7 protein-coding genes are annotated in these 13,743 nt (G+C 75.2%); 3 read left to right on the top strand and 4 right to left on the bottom strand.

Annotation, left to right across the window (positions count from 1 at the left end; translation table 11 throughout):
• Window positions 1-128: 128 nt before the first annotated feature.
• The 3 genes from NX801_RS17760 to NX801_RS17770 are packed head-to-tail and all read right to left on the bottom strand — an operon-like array spanning window position 129 to window position 9,201.
• A complete protein-coding gene (locus NX801_RS17760; protein ID WP_258788726.1) occupies window positions 129-1,592 on the bottom strand; it encodes a DHA2 family efflux MFS transporter permease subunit in 1,464 nt (487 codons plus the stop codon).
• Window positions 1,589-1,801, bottom strand: a complete 213-nt coding sequence (locus NX801_RS17765) for an MbtH family protein (protein WP_258788727.1) — start codon at window positions 1,799-1,801, stop codon at window positions 1,589-1,591. The genes NX801_RS17760 and NX801_RS17765 overlap by 4 nt, the downstream gene beginning before the upstream one ends.
• 5 nt (window positions 1,802-1,806) lie before the next feature.
• A complete protein-coding gene (locus NX801_RS17770) occupies window positions 1,807-9,201 on the bottom strand; it encodes an amino acid adenylation domain-containing protein (RefSeq protein ID WP_258788728.1) in 7,395 nt (2,464 codons plus the stop codon).
• A 188-nt stretch (window positions 9,202-9,389) separates the two neighbouring features.
• Between NX801_RS17770 and NX801_RS17775 the strand changes: the two genes are divergently transcribed.
• Entirely contained in the window at window positions 9,390-10,574 is a 1,185-nt protein-coding gene (locus NX801_RS17775) for a M20 family metallopeptidase (protein WP_258788729.1), read from the top strand.
• A 206-nt stretch (window positions 10,575-10,780) separates the two neighbouring features.
• Here the strand turns inward: NX801_RS17775 and NX801_RS17780 are convergent, their stop codons facing one another.
• Window positions 10,781-11,788: an ABC transporter substrate-binding protein gene (locus NX801_RS17780; protein WP_258788730.1), complete on the bottom strand. Its 1,008-nt coding sequence runs from the start codon at window positions 11,786-11,788 to the stop codon at window positions 10,781-10,783.
• A gap of 156 nt (window positions 11,789-11,944) precedes the next feature.
• Between NX801_RS17780 and NX801_RS17785 the strand changes: the two genes are divergently transcribed.
• Window positions 11,945-12,754, top strand: a complete 810-nt coding sequence (locus tag NX801_RS17785) for an ABC transporter ATP-binding protein (protein ID WP_258788731.1) — start codon at window positions 11,945-11,947, stop codon at window positions 12,752-12,754.
• A 92-nt stretch (window positions 12,755-12,846) separates the two neighbouring features.
• The gene (locus tag NX801_RS17790) at window positions 12,847-13,566 is read left to right on the top strand and encodes a nitroreductase family protein (RefSeq protein ID WP_258788732.1); all 720 of its coding nucleotides are present in this window, start codon (window positions 12,847-12,849) and stop codon (window positions 13,564-13,566) included.
• Window positions 13,567-13,743 lie beyond the last annotated feature (177 nt).

Genomic DNA, 13,743 nt, shown 5'->3' on the forward strand with positions numbered 1-13,743 from the left:
GAGGAGCCGCCCACCGCCCACCACTTCACGAGTACTTCCGGTACCCGTTCCGGACCGTGTCAGCCACCACGGCCGGGGGCCGGTGCGCGTCGCGCCGGCCCCCGGCCGTGGTCTTTCCGGCGGGCCGTTCAGGCCGCCGCCGGCGTCCCCGCCGGGTTCTCCGTGGCACCGCCCGCCGGGGGCGGGCCGTCGTCGCCGAACGGCGGTGGCTGGGGCGGCTCCTTGGGCAGCCGGAGCGCGGCGAGGGCGCCCAGCACGACCAATCCGGCCGTCACCCACACCGCGAGCCGGTACGGCCCCGGTCCCGCGGCGCCCGGGCCGTGGGCGCCGCCGCCGATCACCCCGGCGCAGACGGCGATGCCGAGGGCACCGCCGAGGGTCCGGGTGATCTGGAACAGACCCATGGCATGGCCCATGTCCGGCGGGGCGACGTCCTCGAACCCGGCCAGCTGCACGGTGAGTACGGCCGTGCCGAGGACCAGGCCGATCAGGAACATCAGCCCCCGGACGCACCAGGCGTTCTCCGCCACTCCCGGCACGGCCAGCGCGGCGAAGACCACGCCGGCCAGCAGCAGCGCGGGCGCCACCAGCCACCGGGGGCCGACGCGCGGCAGCAGCCGGTCCACCACCTGGGAGGCGAGCATCAGCCCGATCGCCTCCGGGAAGACGCTCAGCCCGGCGTCCAGGGCGGAGGCGCCCAGCGCGGCCTGGAAGAGCAGCGGGACGGCGAAGAGCACACCCATCAGCCCGGCGGCGGTGAGCACGGCCAGCACCGAGGCGGTGCCGTAGGCGCGGTCGGCCAGCAGCCGGAGGCGGAGCAGCGGTTCGGGCGCCCGCCACTGGTGGACGGCGGTGGCGACCAGCAGTCCGGTGCCCAGCACCGCGCAGGCGGCCACGGCCGGGCTGGTCCAGCCCCGCGAGGGGCCGAAGCCCAGCGCGTAGGTGAGCAGTCCGAGGGCGGGGGTGGCCAGCAGGAAGCCGGTCCGGTCGAACGGCCCCCCGGTGCCCTCGACATGCTCGCGCAGCCCGAGCAGGCCGAGCAGCACGGCGGCGGCGCCGACCGGGACGTTGACGAAGAACAGCCAGTGCCAGGAGAGGTGTTCGGTGAGGAAGCCGCCGAGCGGCGGGCCGAGCGCCGGCATCAGGGCGGTCGGCACGATCAGCACCTTGGAGAGCCGCACCCGCTCGTGCGGGGCGAAGGCGCGGAACAGCAGCGTCATCCCGACCGGGGTGAGCAGTCCGCCCGCCAGGCCCTGGACGCCGCGCGCGACGACCAGGGTGGCGAGGTCCGGAGCGAGCCCGCAGACCGCCGAGGCGGCGGTGAAGACGGCGAGCGAGCCCAGGAAGATCCGCTTGGTGCCGTACCGGTCGCCCAGCCAGCCGGCCACCGGCAGGGTCAGCGCCAGGGCGACCAGGAAGGCCGTCTCGACGGTGTTGGCCGCCGAGACGGGCTGTCCGAAGTCGCCCGCGATGGTGAACAGCGCCGGGTTGACGATGGTCGAGTCCAGGCCGTTCATGCACATCGCGGCCAGATAGACCAGGACGACGGCGATCCGTGGCCGGATACGGGGCAGGGGCAGGAGTCCGCTCACCGGGCCAGCAGCTCCGGCGCCGAGGCGGTGATCCGGTCCAGCGCCTCCTGGCGGCCGCAGGGGCCGTGGACGGCGGTCCAGTCCTCCGGCACGTCCGCGAAGGAGGGCCAGAGGGAGTGCTGTCCGGCCTCGTTGGTCAGCACCAGGAACTGTGCGAACTCCCCGTCCGCGTCGAAGGGGTTGACGGGGGCGTCGCTGTGGGCGGCCATCGGGTTCACTTCTCCAGCTCGGTCAGTCGGTCGGCGACCACGCGGGCGATGTGCGCGATCGGCTCGGGCAGGGTCATGTCCTTGTGCGAGCAGGCGACGTTCGTGTTGTCGATCCGCCCGGTCGCGTAGGGGGTCCAGGTGTCGGGGGTGAGGGTGTCGTCGATGGTGTCGACGGTGGCCCGGAAGAACAGCACATCGCCCCGGAAGACCCGGTGGTCGAAGTTCCGCACCAGATCGTTGACATGGAGGTAGATGTCGCCCAGCGCCTCGATGGTGCCGGTCTCCAGGGCGGCGAGCGGGCTGCCCTCGCGCTGGAGCACCTCCACCACGTTGGCCGTGGTCAGGGCCTTGCCCTCCAGGCTCTCGGGGCCGTAACCGCCCATGGTGAGCAGGGACTCCATCGCCTCGGCGTGGTCCGGGACGGGCAGGTCGCGGAAGCCCTCGGCGGGGTAGGCGTCGAGGATCGCGAGCAGCTCGACCTCCTGGCCCTCGTCCTGGAGGTGGGTGGCGACCGCCTGGGCGATGATGCCGCCGGTGGACCAGCCGAGCAGCCGGTACGGTCCGGCCGGCTGGACCTCGCGGATTCGGCCCGCGTAGTGGGCGGCCAGCTCCTCCAGGGTGGCGGGCAGCGGCTGCCCGGCGGTGGCGGCGCCGACGCCCTGGGCCTGGAGGCCGTAGATCGGCACATCGGCCGGCATGTGGCGGATCAGGCCCGCGTAGCACCAGCTCAGTCCGCCGGCCGGGTGGACGCAGTGCAGCGGGGCGCGGTCGCCGGGGCGGGCGGGGCGCAGCGGCAGCAGCACGTCCAGCGGGTCGTCCGCGCGGTCGGTGTCCAGGCTCGCGTCGAGCGCGGCGACGGTCGGGGACTGGAAGACGGTGCCGATGGAGACCTCGGTGCCGAGCGCGTCCCGGACCCGGGCGGCGAGCCGCACGGCGAGCAGCGAATGGCCGCCCAGGTCGAAGAAGTTGTCCTCCACGCCGACCTTCGCCAGCCCCAGCACCTCGGCGAAGATGGCGCAGAGCTGCTCCTCGCGCGGGGTGCGCGGGGCGCGGCCGCCGGTCTTGCCGGCCGGGCGGTCGGGGGCGGGCAGCGCCTTGCGGTCGAGCTTGCCGTTGCTGGTGAGCGGCAGCCGGTCCAGCACCACCACGGCGGAGGGCACCATGTGGACGGGCAGGTCGCGGCCGGTGTGCTCGCGCAGTTCGGCCGGGGTGAGGGTGTGTTCCCGGCCGGTGGCGGGCACGGCGTACCCGACCAGCCGCTTGTCGCCGGGGGTGTCCTCGCGGACCACCACGGCGGCGTCCGCGACCCCGGGGTGCGCGGCCAGGGCGGCCTCGATCTCCCCGAGTTCGATCCGGAAGCCCCGGATCTTCACCTGGTGGTCGGCGCGGCCGAAGTACTCCAGGGTGCCGTCGGCGCGGCGCCGGGCGAGGTCGCCGGAGCGGTACATCCGGGTGCCGCTCTCGCCGAAGAGCGCGGCGTAGGGGTCGGCCACGAAGCGGGTGGCGGTGAGGTCGGGGCGGCCCAGGTAGCCGAGGGCCAGGCCCTCGCCCGCCACGTACATCTCACCGGTGACGCCCGGCGGGACGGGCTGGAGCCGTTCGTCCAGGACGTAGACCCGGAGGTCGGGGATGTTGACGCCGATGGTGGAGGAGGTGGCGCCGGCCGCCGTCGTCCGGTCCAGCGGGAAGTAGGTGACATGGACGGTGGTCTCGGTGATGCCGTACATGTTCACCAGCACCGGGGCGTTCTCGGCGTGCCGGTCGTACCAGTCGTCCAGCCGGCCGAGTTCCAGTGCCTCGCCGCCGAAGACGACATAGCGCAGGGCGAGTTCGCGGCCCGGGTCCTCCCGGTCGGCGGCGGCGAGCTGGTAGAAGGCGGACGGGGTCTGGTTGAGCACGGTGACCCGCTCGCTTTCGAGCAGCCGCAGGAAGGCGTGGGGGTCGCGGCTGACCAGGTGCGGGACGACGACGACCTTGCCGCCGTAGAGCAGCGCGCCCCACAGCTCCCAGACCGAGAAGTCGAAGGCGTAGCTGTGGAAGAGGGTCCAGGCGTCCTCGGGGCCGAAGCCGAACCAGTGGTCGGTGGCGGTCATCAGCCGGGTGACGTTGTGGTGGGAGACCACGACGCCCTTGGGCCGGCCGGTGGAGCCCGAGGTGTAGATGACGTACGCCGGGTCGTCCGGGGCGAGCGGCCGGGTGCGGTCGCTCTGGGCGAGCGGCGCGGGGTCGTACGAGTCGGCGGCGTCGCCGTCCACGGTGATCAGCGGCAGCTCGTGGGCAGGGAGCCGGGAGGCGGTGGCCGTGTCGGTGACCACGGCGGCGGGCCGGGCGTCCCCGAGCATGTACGCCAGCCGGTCGGCCGGGTAGTCCGGGTCGAGCGGCAGATAGGCGGCACCGGCCAGGGAGACCGCGAGCAGCCCGGTGACCAGCTCGGCGGAGCGGGGCAGGGCGAGCGCCACGACGGAGCCGGGGCCGATGTCCCGGGCGGCGAGCAGCCGGGCCAGCCGGTGGGCGCGGGCGGAGAGTTCCGCGTACGTCAGGGTCTCGCCCTCGTGGCTGACGGCGACGCGGCCGGGGTGGCGGGCGGCGGCCGTCTCGTAGACCTCGGCCAGCGTGGCGCGGCTCGCCGGCGTCTCCGCGGTCTCGGCGGTCGCCGGGGTCACCGGGCGGGGCCGGAGGTTGCCGTCGACCAGGGCGCGGCGGCGCTCGTCCGCGCCGAGCAGCGGCAGCAGGCCGAGGGGGGTGTCGGGGGCCTCGGCGGCGGCGGTGAGCAGCCGGGCGAGGCGGTCCGCGAGCGCCTGGGCGGTGGAGCGGTCGAAGAGGTCGGTACGGAACTCCAGGAAGCCGCCGATCCCGCCGCCGGGCAGCTCGCCGGCGTTGAGGGTGAGGTCGAACTTCGCGGTGCCGGACGGGACGGCGCCCAGCCTCGCCCGGGTGTCCGGGCCGAGGGAGAACGCGGTGTCCGGGACGGACTGCCAGGCCAGCATGGTCTGGAAGAGCGGGTGGCGGGCGAGGGAGCGCGGCGGGTTGACGCCCTCCACCAGGTGGTCGAAGGGCAGCGCGTCGTGCTCGTAGGCGGCCAGGGTCGCGGTGCGCACCCGGCGCAGCAGCTCGCGGAAGGCGGGGTCGCCGGAGGTGTCGGTGCGCAGCACCACGGTGTTGGTGAAGAAGCCGACGAGCCCGGCGGTGGTGTCGTCGTCCCGGCCGGCGACCGGGGTGCCGAGCGGGATGTCGGTGCCGCAGCCGTGCCGGGTGAGCAGGGTGGCCAGACCGGCCTGGACGGTCATGAAGACACTGGTGCCGGTGGCCCGGGCGAGCCGGACCAGGGCGGCGTGGGCCTCGGGGGTCAGCTCGAAGGGCACGGTGTCGCCGGTGTACGAGGCGACCGCCGGGCGGGGCCGGTCGGTGGGCAGCTCCAGCTGGTCGGGCAGGCCGGCCAGGGCCTCCTTCCAGTACGCGAGCTGCGCGGCGGCGTACGGGGTGGGTTCGGCGGCGGTGCCGAGCAGCCGGCGCTGCCGGGCGGCGTGGTCGGCGTACTGCACCGGCAGCGGCTCGAACGGCGGCGGGCCGCCGGCGAGGCGCGCGGTGTAGGCGGTGGCGAGGTCCTTGGCGAGCGGGGTGGTGGAGGCGCCGTCGCCGGCGATGTGGTGGAGCAGCAGGAGCAGGGTGTGCCGGTCCGGGGCCTCGGTGAAGAGGGTGGCGCGCAGCGGCGGTTCGGCGGCGAGGTCGAAGCAGTGGCGGACCGCGTCGGCGAGGCCGTCGCCGGGTGCGGCGAAGTGCAGCCGGGGCCGGGCCAGCGGGTGCGCCGGGTCGAGTATCCGCTGGTGGGGCTGGTCCTCGGGGCCGTTGTCGGTGGTGGGATATACCGTTCTGAGCGTTTCGTGGCGGCTGGTCAGATCGTGCAGCGCCAGGGTGAGCGCGTCATGGTCGACCGGGCCGTCCAGGGTGAGGACGAGCGGGATGTTGTAGGTGGGGCTGGGGCCCTCCAGCCGGTGCAGGAACCACAGCCGCTGCTGGGCGGAGGAGAGGGGGAGCCGCTCGGTGCGGGGCACCGGGACGAGCGGCAGGTCCGCGCCGGGCGCCGGGAGGTCGTCCGGGTGCTCGGCGGCGACCAGGGCGGCGAGCGCGGCCGGGGTGGGATTGCGGAAGACGTCCGCCACGCCGGTGGTGGTGGCGAAGGTCTCCCGGATCCGGGCGGCGAGCCGGGCGGCCAGCAGGGAGTGGCCGCCGAGGTCGAAGAAGCCCGCCCCGGCCGCCGGGTCGGTGTCCAGGCCGAGCAGGTCCGCGAAGAGGCCCCGGATGATGTCGGCGCGCGGGTCGCCGGGGCCGGTCTCGGCGGGCGCGGCGGCGGTCTCCGGCTCGGGGTCGGGCAGTGCCCGGTGGTCGAGCTTGTCGTTGGCGGTGCGCGGGAGTTCGGGGAGAAGGGTGACGGTGGCCGGGACCATGTGCTCGGGCAGCGCGGCGGCGAGGTGGCCGCGGAGGGCGGCGGGCCCGGCGGCGGCGTCCGCGCGGAGCACGGCGTAGGCGAGGAGGCGCTTGCCGTGGGCGGTGTCCCGGGCGATGACGGCGGCCCGGTCGACGGCGGGGTGGCCGGCCAGGACGGCCTGGATCTCTCCGAGTTCGATCCGGAAGCCGCGGATCTTGACCTGGTCGTCGGTGCGGCCGAGGAATTCGACCGAGCCGTCGGCGCGGCGGCGCACCAGGTCGCCAGTGCGGTACATCCGGCCGCCGGGCTCGCCGTGCGCGGCGGCGAACGGGTCGGCGGTGAACCGCTCGGCGGTCAGGTCGGGGCGGCCCAGGTAGCCGCGCGCGAGGCAGGCGCCGGCGATGTACAGCTCGCCGGGGACGCCGTCCGGGGCGGGCCGCAGCGAGGTGTCCAGGACATAGGCGCGGGAGGCGCGGACGGGGTGGCCGGTGGCCTCGGGGCCGGTCCAGTAGTACGCGTCCACGGTGGTCTCGGTCGGCCCGTAGAGGTTGACCGGGTGGAGGCCGGGGTGGCCGGCCAGCCGCCGCCAGAGCGGGGCGGGCACGGTCTCGCCGCCGACCACCAGCACGGCGGGGTGGTGCCGGCCCTCGGCGAGCAGGCCCTCGGCGAGCAGCGCCTCGGCGTAGGAGGGGGTGACGTCCAGGTAGTCGACGCGGTGGCGGTCGACATAGGCGGTGAGGGCGGCCGGGTCGCGGTAGGTGGCGTCGTCCAGCAGGTGGAGTTCGTGGCCGTGGACCATCCAGAGGACCGGGTCCCAGGAGGCGTCGAAGGCGAAGGAGGCGCTGTGGGTGACCCGGAGCCGGTCGCGGCCGGTGCGCTCGGTGGCGGGCGCGATGTGGTCGGTGGCGTGCCCCGCGGAGAGGTTGGCGAGGGAGGCGTGGGTGACGACGACGCCCTTGGGCCGGCCGGTGGAGCCGGAGGTGTGGATGATGTAGGCCGCGTCGCCGAGCGCGGGGGCGGTGTCCGGGGCGGTGCCAGGTCTCGCGGCGAGGGCGGCGGCGGTCTCCGGGGTGTCCAGGGTGAGCACCGGCAGCCCGTGGTCGGGGAGCGCGGCCAGGGCGGCGGCGGTGCCCAGCACCAGGGCGGGGCGGGCGTCCTCGAGGACGGCGAGGGTGCGGGCGGCCGGGTGGCCCAGGTCGAGCGGCTGGCAGACGCCGCCGGACTTCAGCACGGCGAGCAGCGAGACGATCATCTCGGGACCGCGCGGCAGGGCGAGGGCGACCGGGGTGCCGGCGGCGACCCCGGCGGCGGTCAGCTCGCGGGCCAGCCGGTTGGCCGCCGTCTCCAGCTCCGCGAAGGTCAGGGCGGTGTCGCCGGCGCGCAGCGCGGTGGCGTCCGGGGTGCGGGCGGCCCGGGCGGCGAAGGCGGCGGGCACGGTGGTGGTGGCGGGCGGCTCGGCGCGCCCGGCGGTGACCCGGTGGACCTCCTCGGCGGGGAGCAGGTCGAGGGTGCCGATCGGGCGCTGCGGGTCGGTGAGCAGCAGCCCGGCGAGGGACTCCAGATAGTGCAGGAAGGTGGCGCGGTGACCGGCGAGTTCGGCGGTGTCGTAGCGGCCGGGGTCGGCGTCCAGGGTGAGCCGCAGTCCGCCGCCGGCGGTGGGCGTGGCGCCCACGGCGAGGTCCTCGACGGGGCCGGCGGCCAGATTGCGGACGGTGCCGGTGAGCCCGGCGAAGTCCAGGTCGGCGCCGAACGGCTTGATGTTCACCATCGGGCCGGTGAGCGGGGCGGCGGCGGAGGGGATGCCGAGGTCGCGGCGGAGGTCGGCCTGCGGGTAGCGCTGGTGGCGGCGGACGGCGCGGATCTCCAGGACCACCCGGCGGAGCAGGTCGGCCCCGGTGTCCTGGGGGCGGACGGCGATCCGCAGCGGCAGCACGTTCACCGTCATGGCGGGGGTGCGCAGGGCGGCCTGGCCGCGCCGGTTGGTGAGCGGCAGTCCGAGGACCACCTCGGTGGCCCCGGTGACCCGGTGCAGGTGGCCGGCGGTGGCGGCGACGAGCAGTTCGGCCCAGGTGGCCTTGACCGCCTCGGCGGCCCGGGTGAGCCGCTCCATGGCGGCGGCGGACAGTTCGGCGCCGTCCTTGACCAGCGCGGCGCCGGCCGGGGCGAGGGCGCCCGCACCGGTCGCGGCGGACCCGGCGGCACGGGCGGTTCCGGCGGCCGCGGCCGGGCACGTGCCGGCTCCGGGGGCCGGGGCGGCCTCCCGGGTGGCGAGGGTGGCGGGCGCCGGGAGGGCGGCGGTGCGCCCGGCCCAGAAGGCCCGGTCGGTGGCGTACTGCTCGCCGGTCAGATAGCGGGCCTCGTCCTCGGCCAGCTCCCGGAGCGGGGCGAACCGGCCGGCCGGCGCGGCGTCCTCGCCGGTACCGGCGGTCCCGTCCGTACCGGCGGCGGCCCCGTCCGTACCGGCGGCCCCGCCGGGGGCGTGCGCGGCGTACGCGGTGTAGAGCTCGGCCACCCGCTGCCCGATGAGCTGGAGGGCGTAGGCGTCCACGGCGATGTGGTGGATCCGCTGGTACCACCAGTGGCGGTCCTCCCCCACCCGGATGAGCGCCTGGGTCATCAGCCCGCCGTCCGCCTCCAGGACGGGGCGGCGGGCCAGGTCGTCCGCGATCCACGCCTCGGCCCCGGCGACCGGGTCCCCGGTGTCCCGGAGGTCGAGCCGGCGCAGCGGGGCGGTCGGGACGGGGCGTATCTCCTGGCGCGGTTCGCCGTCCCGCTCGGTGATGCGCAGCCGGAGGGTGTCGGCCTCGGCGACGGTGCGGGTCAGCGCGCGCTCGAACAGCTCCGGGTCGAGCGGGCCGTCGATCTCCACCACGTCGGCGGTGTGGTACGCGGTGCTCTCCGGAGCCAGCTGCTGGGCATAGCGGATGCCCGCCTGGGCGGTGAGCAGAGCGAACGTGTCCGGACGCTGGTGCATGGTGTGACAACTCCCCTGAGAATGACGGCCCCCGCCGCACCGCACCGGCAGTGCGCACTTAGGTAAGCCTAAGTTATCTTGCTTGCTGCGCCGACGCCGACCGGCCCGTCGGCACCGCCCCCACCGGGGCACCGCTCCCGCCCGGGGGCGGCGCCCCGGCGAGGACGACCACCCCCGATGAGGAGACAATGACCACCCCCGCCCCCGACCGCGCCCCCGGCGCGGACCCCGAGCTCAAGTCCGCGATCCAGCGGCACATCGCGGGGCTCGGCGCCTCGCTGACCGGCCTCAGCCGGCGCATCCACGGCCACCCGGAGACGGCCTTCACCGAGCACCGGGCCGCCGCCTGGTGCGCCGGGGCGCTGAGCGACGCCGGGTTCGCGGTGACCGCGCCCGCGTACGGCCTGGACACCGCCTTCGCCGCCACCACCGGCAGCGGTCCGCTCACGGTGGCCATCGCCTGCGAGTACGACGCCCTGCCCGGGCTCGGCCACGCCTGCGGGCACAACCTGATCGCCGCCGCCGGGATCGGCGCCGCACTGGGGCTCGCCCCGTACGCGGACGAACTCGGCCTCACCGTGCGGGTGCTGGGCACCCCCGCCGAGGAGCGGGGCGCCGGCAAGGCGCTGATGCTGGAGGCGGGCGCCTTCGAGGGGGTGGACGCGGCGATGATGGTGCACCCGTGCCCCTTCGAGATGTCCGACTTCCGGTCGTTCGCCCTGGGCACCCTCTCCATCACCTACACCGGCCGGTCCGCCCATCCGAGCCTCAACCCGCACGAGGGCCGCAACGCCGCCGACGCCCTGACGGTCGCCCAGGTGGCGCTGGGGCTGCTGCGCCAGCAACTGCCGCCGGAGTGGCGGGTGCACGGCATCACCACCGAGGCGGGCACCGCGCCCAACGCCATTCCGGCCCGGGCCACCGCCGAGTACGAGATCCGGGCGCTGGCCGCCGAGGACCTGCGCGAGCTGCGGGAGCGGGTGGAGGCGTGCTTCCGCGCGGGCGCGCTGGCCACCGGCTGCGAGGTGACGCTGGAGCGCCCGGAGCCCGACTACCTGGACTTCCGGGGCGACCCGGAGCTGATCCGGCTCTGGACGGCCAACGCCCGGGAGCTCGGCCGGCCGGAGCCGGTGGAGCGGGCCCCGTTCGCCTGCACCGACATGGGCAATGTCTCGCACGCGGTGCCGTCGATCCATCCGGTGCTGGACATCAGCGGTGGCACCTGCGGGCCGCACGAGCCGGAGTTCGCCGAAGCGGCGGTCTCCCCAGTGGCCGAGCGGGCCCTGCTGGACGGGGCGGTGGCGATGGCCTGGACCGCCGCCGACCTGGCGTACGCCCGTGGCCGCCGGACCGGCCCGGCGGATCCCGCCTGACGCCCCGGTGCCGCCCGGCGACCCGGGCGGCACCGACACCGGCTCGGACACCGACTGCGGCACCGGCTCCGGCTCCGGCTCCGGCTCCGACGGCCCCGGAGCCCGCCGGGCGTCCGGGGCCGGGCGCACCGCACGGCGGTGCACGGCCGCACCGGTATCCACCGGTCCCGCCGTACACCGCCTCGCGCGCCGGGGCGCCGCTCCGGTCAGGAGGAGGCGCCCAGCGCCTTGGCGAAGTCCTTCATGACCACATCGGCCGCGAGCGGGCCGCCACGGGTCGACCAGACCGAACCGTCCACCGTGACGGCGTGGTTCTTCTTCACCGCGCCCAGCTCCTTGTAGGCGGGCTTGGCCTGGACGTCCTTGAGCGCCTTCTCACCATCGGAGGTGAGAGTCGAGAGGAACAGCCAGTCGCCGTCGATCTCGTTGATCTTCTCCAGGCTCAGCGACGGGGTGTGGGCGTTGCCGTCCTTGTTCTGCGCCTTGGGCCGCTTCAGCCCCATCTCCAGGGCGACGCCGCTGGCGAACTGCTTGTTCTCCATCCAGCTCGGGCCGTCCGGGTTCCAGCGGACGATGGAGACCTCGGCGCCCTTGTCGGCGCCCAGCTTGGCGCCCTCGGCCTTGGCCGCCGTCTCATGGTCGGCGATGACCTTGTTGGCCGCGTCCAGCTTGTTGACGGCGTTGCCGATGCCCCGGAGGGTCAGCTTCCAGTCGTCGGTCGGCGCCATGGTGACCAGGGTGGCCGGGGTGATCTCGCGGAGCTGCTTGAGGACCTGCTCGTCCTGCATGTCGCCGGCGAGGATCAGGTCGGGCTTGGCCGCGACCACCTTGTCCATGACCGGCTGGAGCAGGTTGCCGACCACGTCGATGCCCTTGACCTTGTCGGCCAGGTAGGCCGGCGGCTTGTCCAGGCCCTGGCCGTTGGTGATGCCGACCGGCTTCAGGCCGAGCGCCAGCACCGCGTCCAGGTCCTCCTGGGTCAGGGTGACGATGCGCTGCGGGTTGGCCGGGACCTCGACCGCCTTGCCGGTGGCGTCCTTGACGGTGCGCGGGGCGGAGGCGGCGGGCGCCTTGTCCTTGGCCGACGTGTCCTTGGACTTGTCGGAGCCGGAGTCCGAACCACAGCCGGTGAGCAGTACGGCGGCCGCGCCGAGGACGGCGACGGCCTGAGCCGCACGGCGCGGCGCGAAGAGGTGGGGACGGGACAGGGTCATCGAGGACTCCGGGTTTCACTGGGACATGAGGCGACACGGGTGGATGATGGCCTTTCGGCCGCCACGAACCCGTGTGCGGAGGTTAAGGTTAGCCTTACCTTATGACAAAGAGGCAAGGGGAATGCCTCATTCGTTACCCGGGAGGGGCCGGACCCAGTGGAACTCCGCGTCGAGAAGCTCAGCGCCGGCTATCCCGGCCACACCGCGGTCGATGGTGTCGACCTGACCGTACCGTCCGGCCAAGTGGTCGCCGTCGTCGGCCCCAACGGCTGCGGCAAGTCGACCCTGTTGCGCTGCATGGCCCGGCTCCACCAGCCGGCCGCCGGACGGGTGTTCGCCGGGGACGCCGACGTCTGGCGGCTGCGGCAGCGCGAGGCGGCCCACCGCATCGCGCTCCTTCCCCAGTCCCCGCAGGCCCCCGAGGCGGTGACGGTGGCCGGTCTGGTGCGCTACGGCCGCCATCCGCACCAGGGGCTGTTCCGCCAGTGGTCGTACGAGGACGAGCGCGCCGTCACCGACGCGCTGGCCGCCACCGGCACCACCGGGCTGGCCGACCGCCGGCTCGACCAGCTCTCCGGCGGGCAGCGGCAGCGCTGCTGGCTCGCCATGGCACTGGCCCAGGAGACCCCGGTCGTCCTGCTCGACGAGCCGACCAGCGCGCTGGACATCGGGCACGCGGTGGAGGTCCTGGACCTGGTCCGCGAGGTGGCCGACGCCGGGCGTACCATCGTCATGGTCGTCCACGACCTGGCCGCCGCCGCGCGCTACGCGGATCTGGTGGTCGCCATGCGCGACGGCCGGGTCATCGCCTCCGGCCCCCCGCGCGAGACCATCGACACCGCGCTGGTGCGGGAGTTGTACGGCATCGAGACCGACATCCTCTTCGCCCCCTCGGACGGCTCCCCGGTCGTCGTCCCCGCCACCACCCGGGTCCGGACCGACGCGGCGGCGGCCGTGTCCGGCTGAACCCGCACCCGGCGGGGTGCGCGCCGAAGGCCGCATGACGGAGCGTCACCCCCCGGTGTCAAACGGTCGCGGCTTGCCTAGACTTGGTGATCATGACGACCGAATCCCGCGCCACCGGCGCCGAACCCGGCCTCTTCGACACCATGTCCACCATGCGCGCCATGCGCCGGCTCAAGCCGGACCCGGTTCCGGACGAGCTGCTGGACCGGCTGATCCAGGCGGCGGTCTGGGGCCCCAGTGGCGGCAATATGCAGCGGTACGAGTACGTGGTGGTCACCGACCGCGCGGTGATGGCCCGGCTCGCCCCGCTCTGGCGCCGCTGTGTGGACGCGTATCTGGCGACCACCGGCAAGCACGCGCCGGCCGGGATGGACGAGGCGGCGTACGGCCGGATGGTCGCCGCCATCAGGTACCAGCGCGACCACTTCGCGGACACCCCCGCCCTGGTCGTCCCCTGCTACCGCTTCCCGGAGCCCCGGGTGGACGAGGCCGGGCTCCGGGCGGCGGCCGAGGCACTGGGCCCGGCCGCCACCGAGGGCCAGGTGTCCGGCCGGGAACGGTTCCAGGCCCTGGCCGAGGGCTCCTGCGTCTACCCGGGCGTGCAGAACCTGCTGCTCGCGGCGCGCGGTCTCGGGCTCGCCGCCAACCTCACCATCTGGCATCTGATGCTGGAGACGGAGTGGAAGCGGGAGCTCGGCATTCCGGACGAGACGCACACCTTCGCCGCCGTTCCGGTGGGATGGCCCCGGGGCACCTTCGGCCCGGTCCGGCGCCGCCCGGTCACCGAGGTGATCCACCGGAACCGCTGGTAGCCGGCTCCCGGGCCGGTGGTTCCGGGCTCCGCAGGCGGAACGCCGGGACCGCCGGGATCGCCGGGATCGCCGGTGGCAGGCTCCTCCGGAACCGCCGGCGGCCCGGAACCACCGCAGGGCACACGCCGCTTCAGCCGGGCACCCGGCGGTTCAGCGGCGGGCCCGCCCGGGGCGGGC

The organism is Streptomyces pyxinae (assembly GCF_024756275.1).
GTDB lineage: Bacteria > Actinomycetota > Actinomycetes > Streptomycetales > Streptomycetaceae > Streptomyces > Streptomyces pyxinae.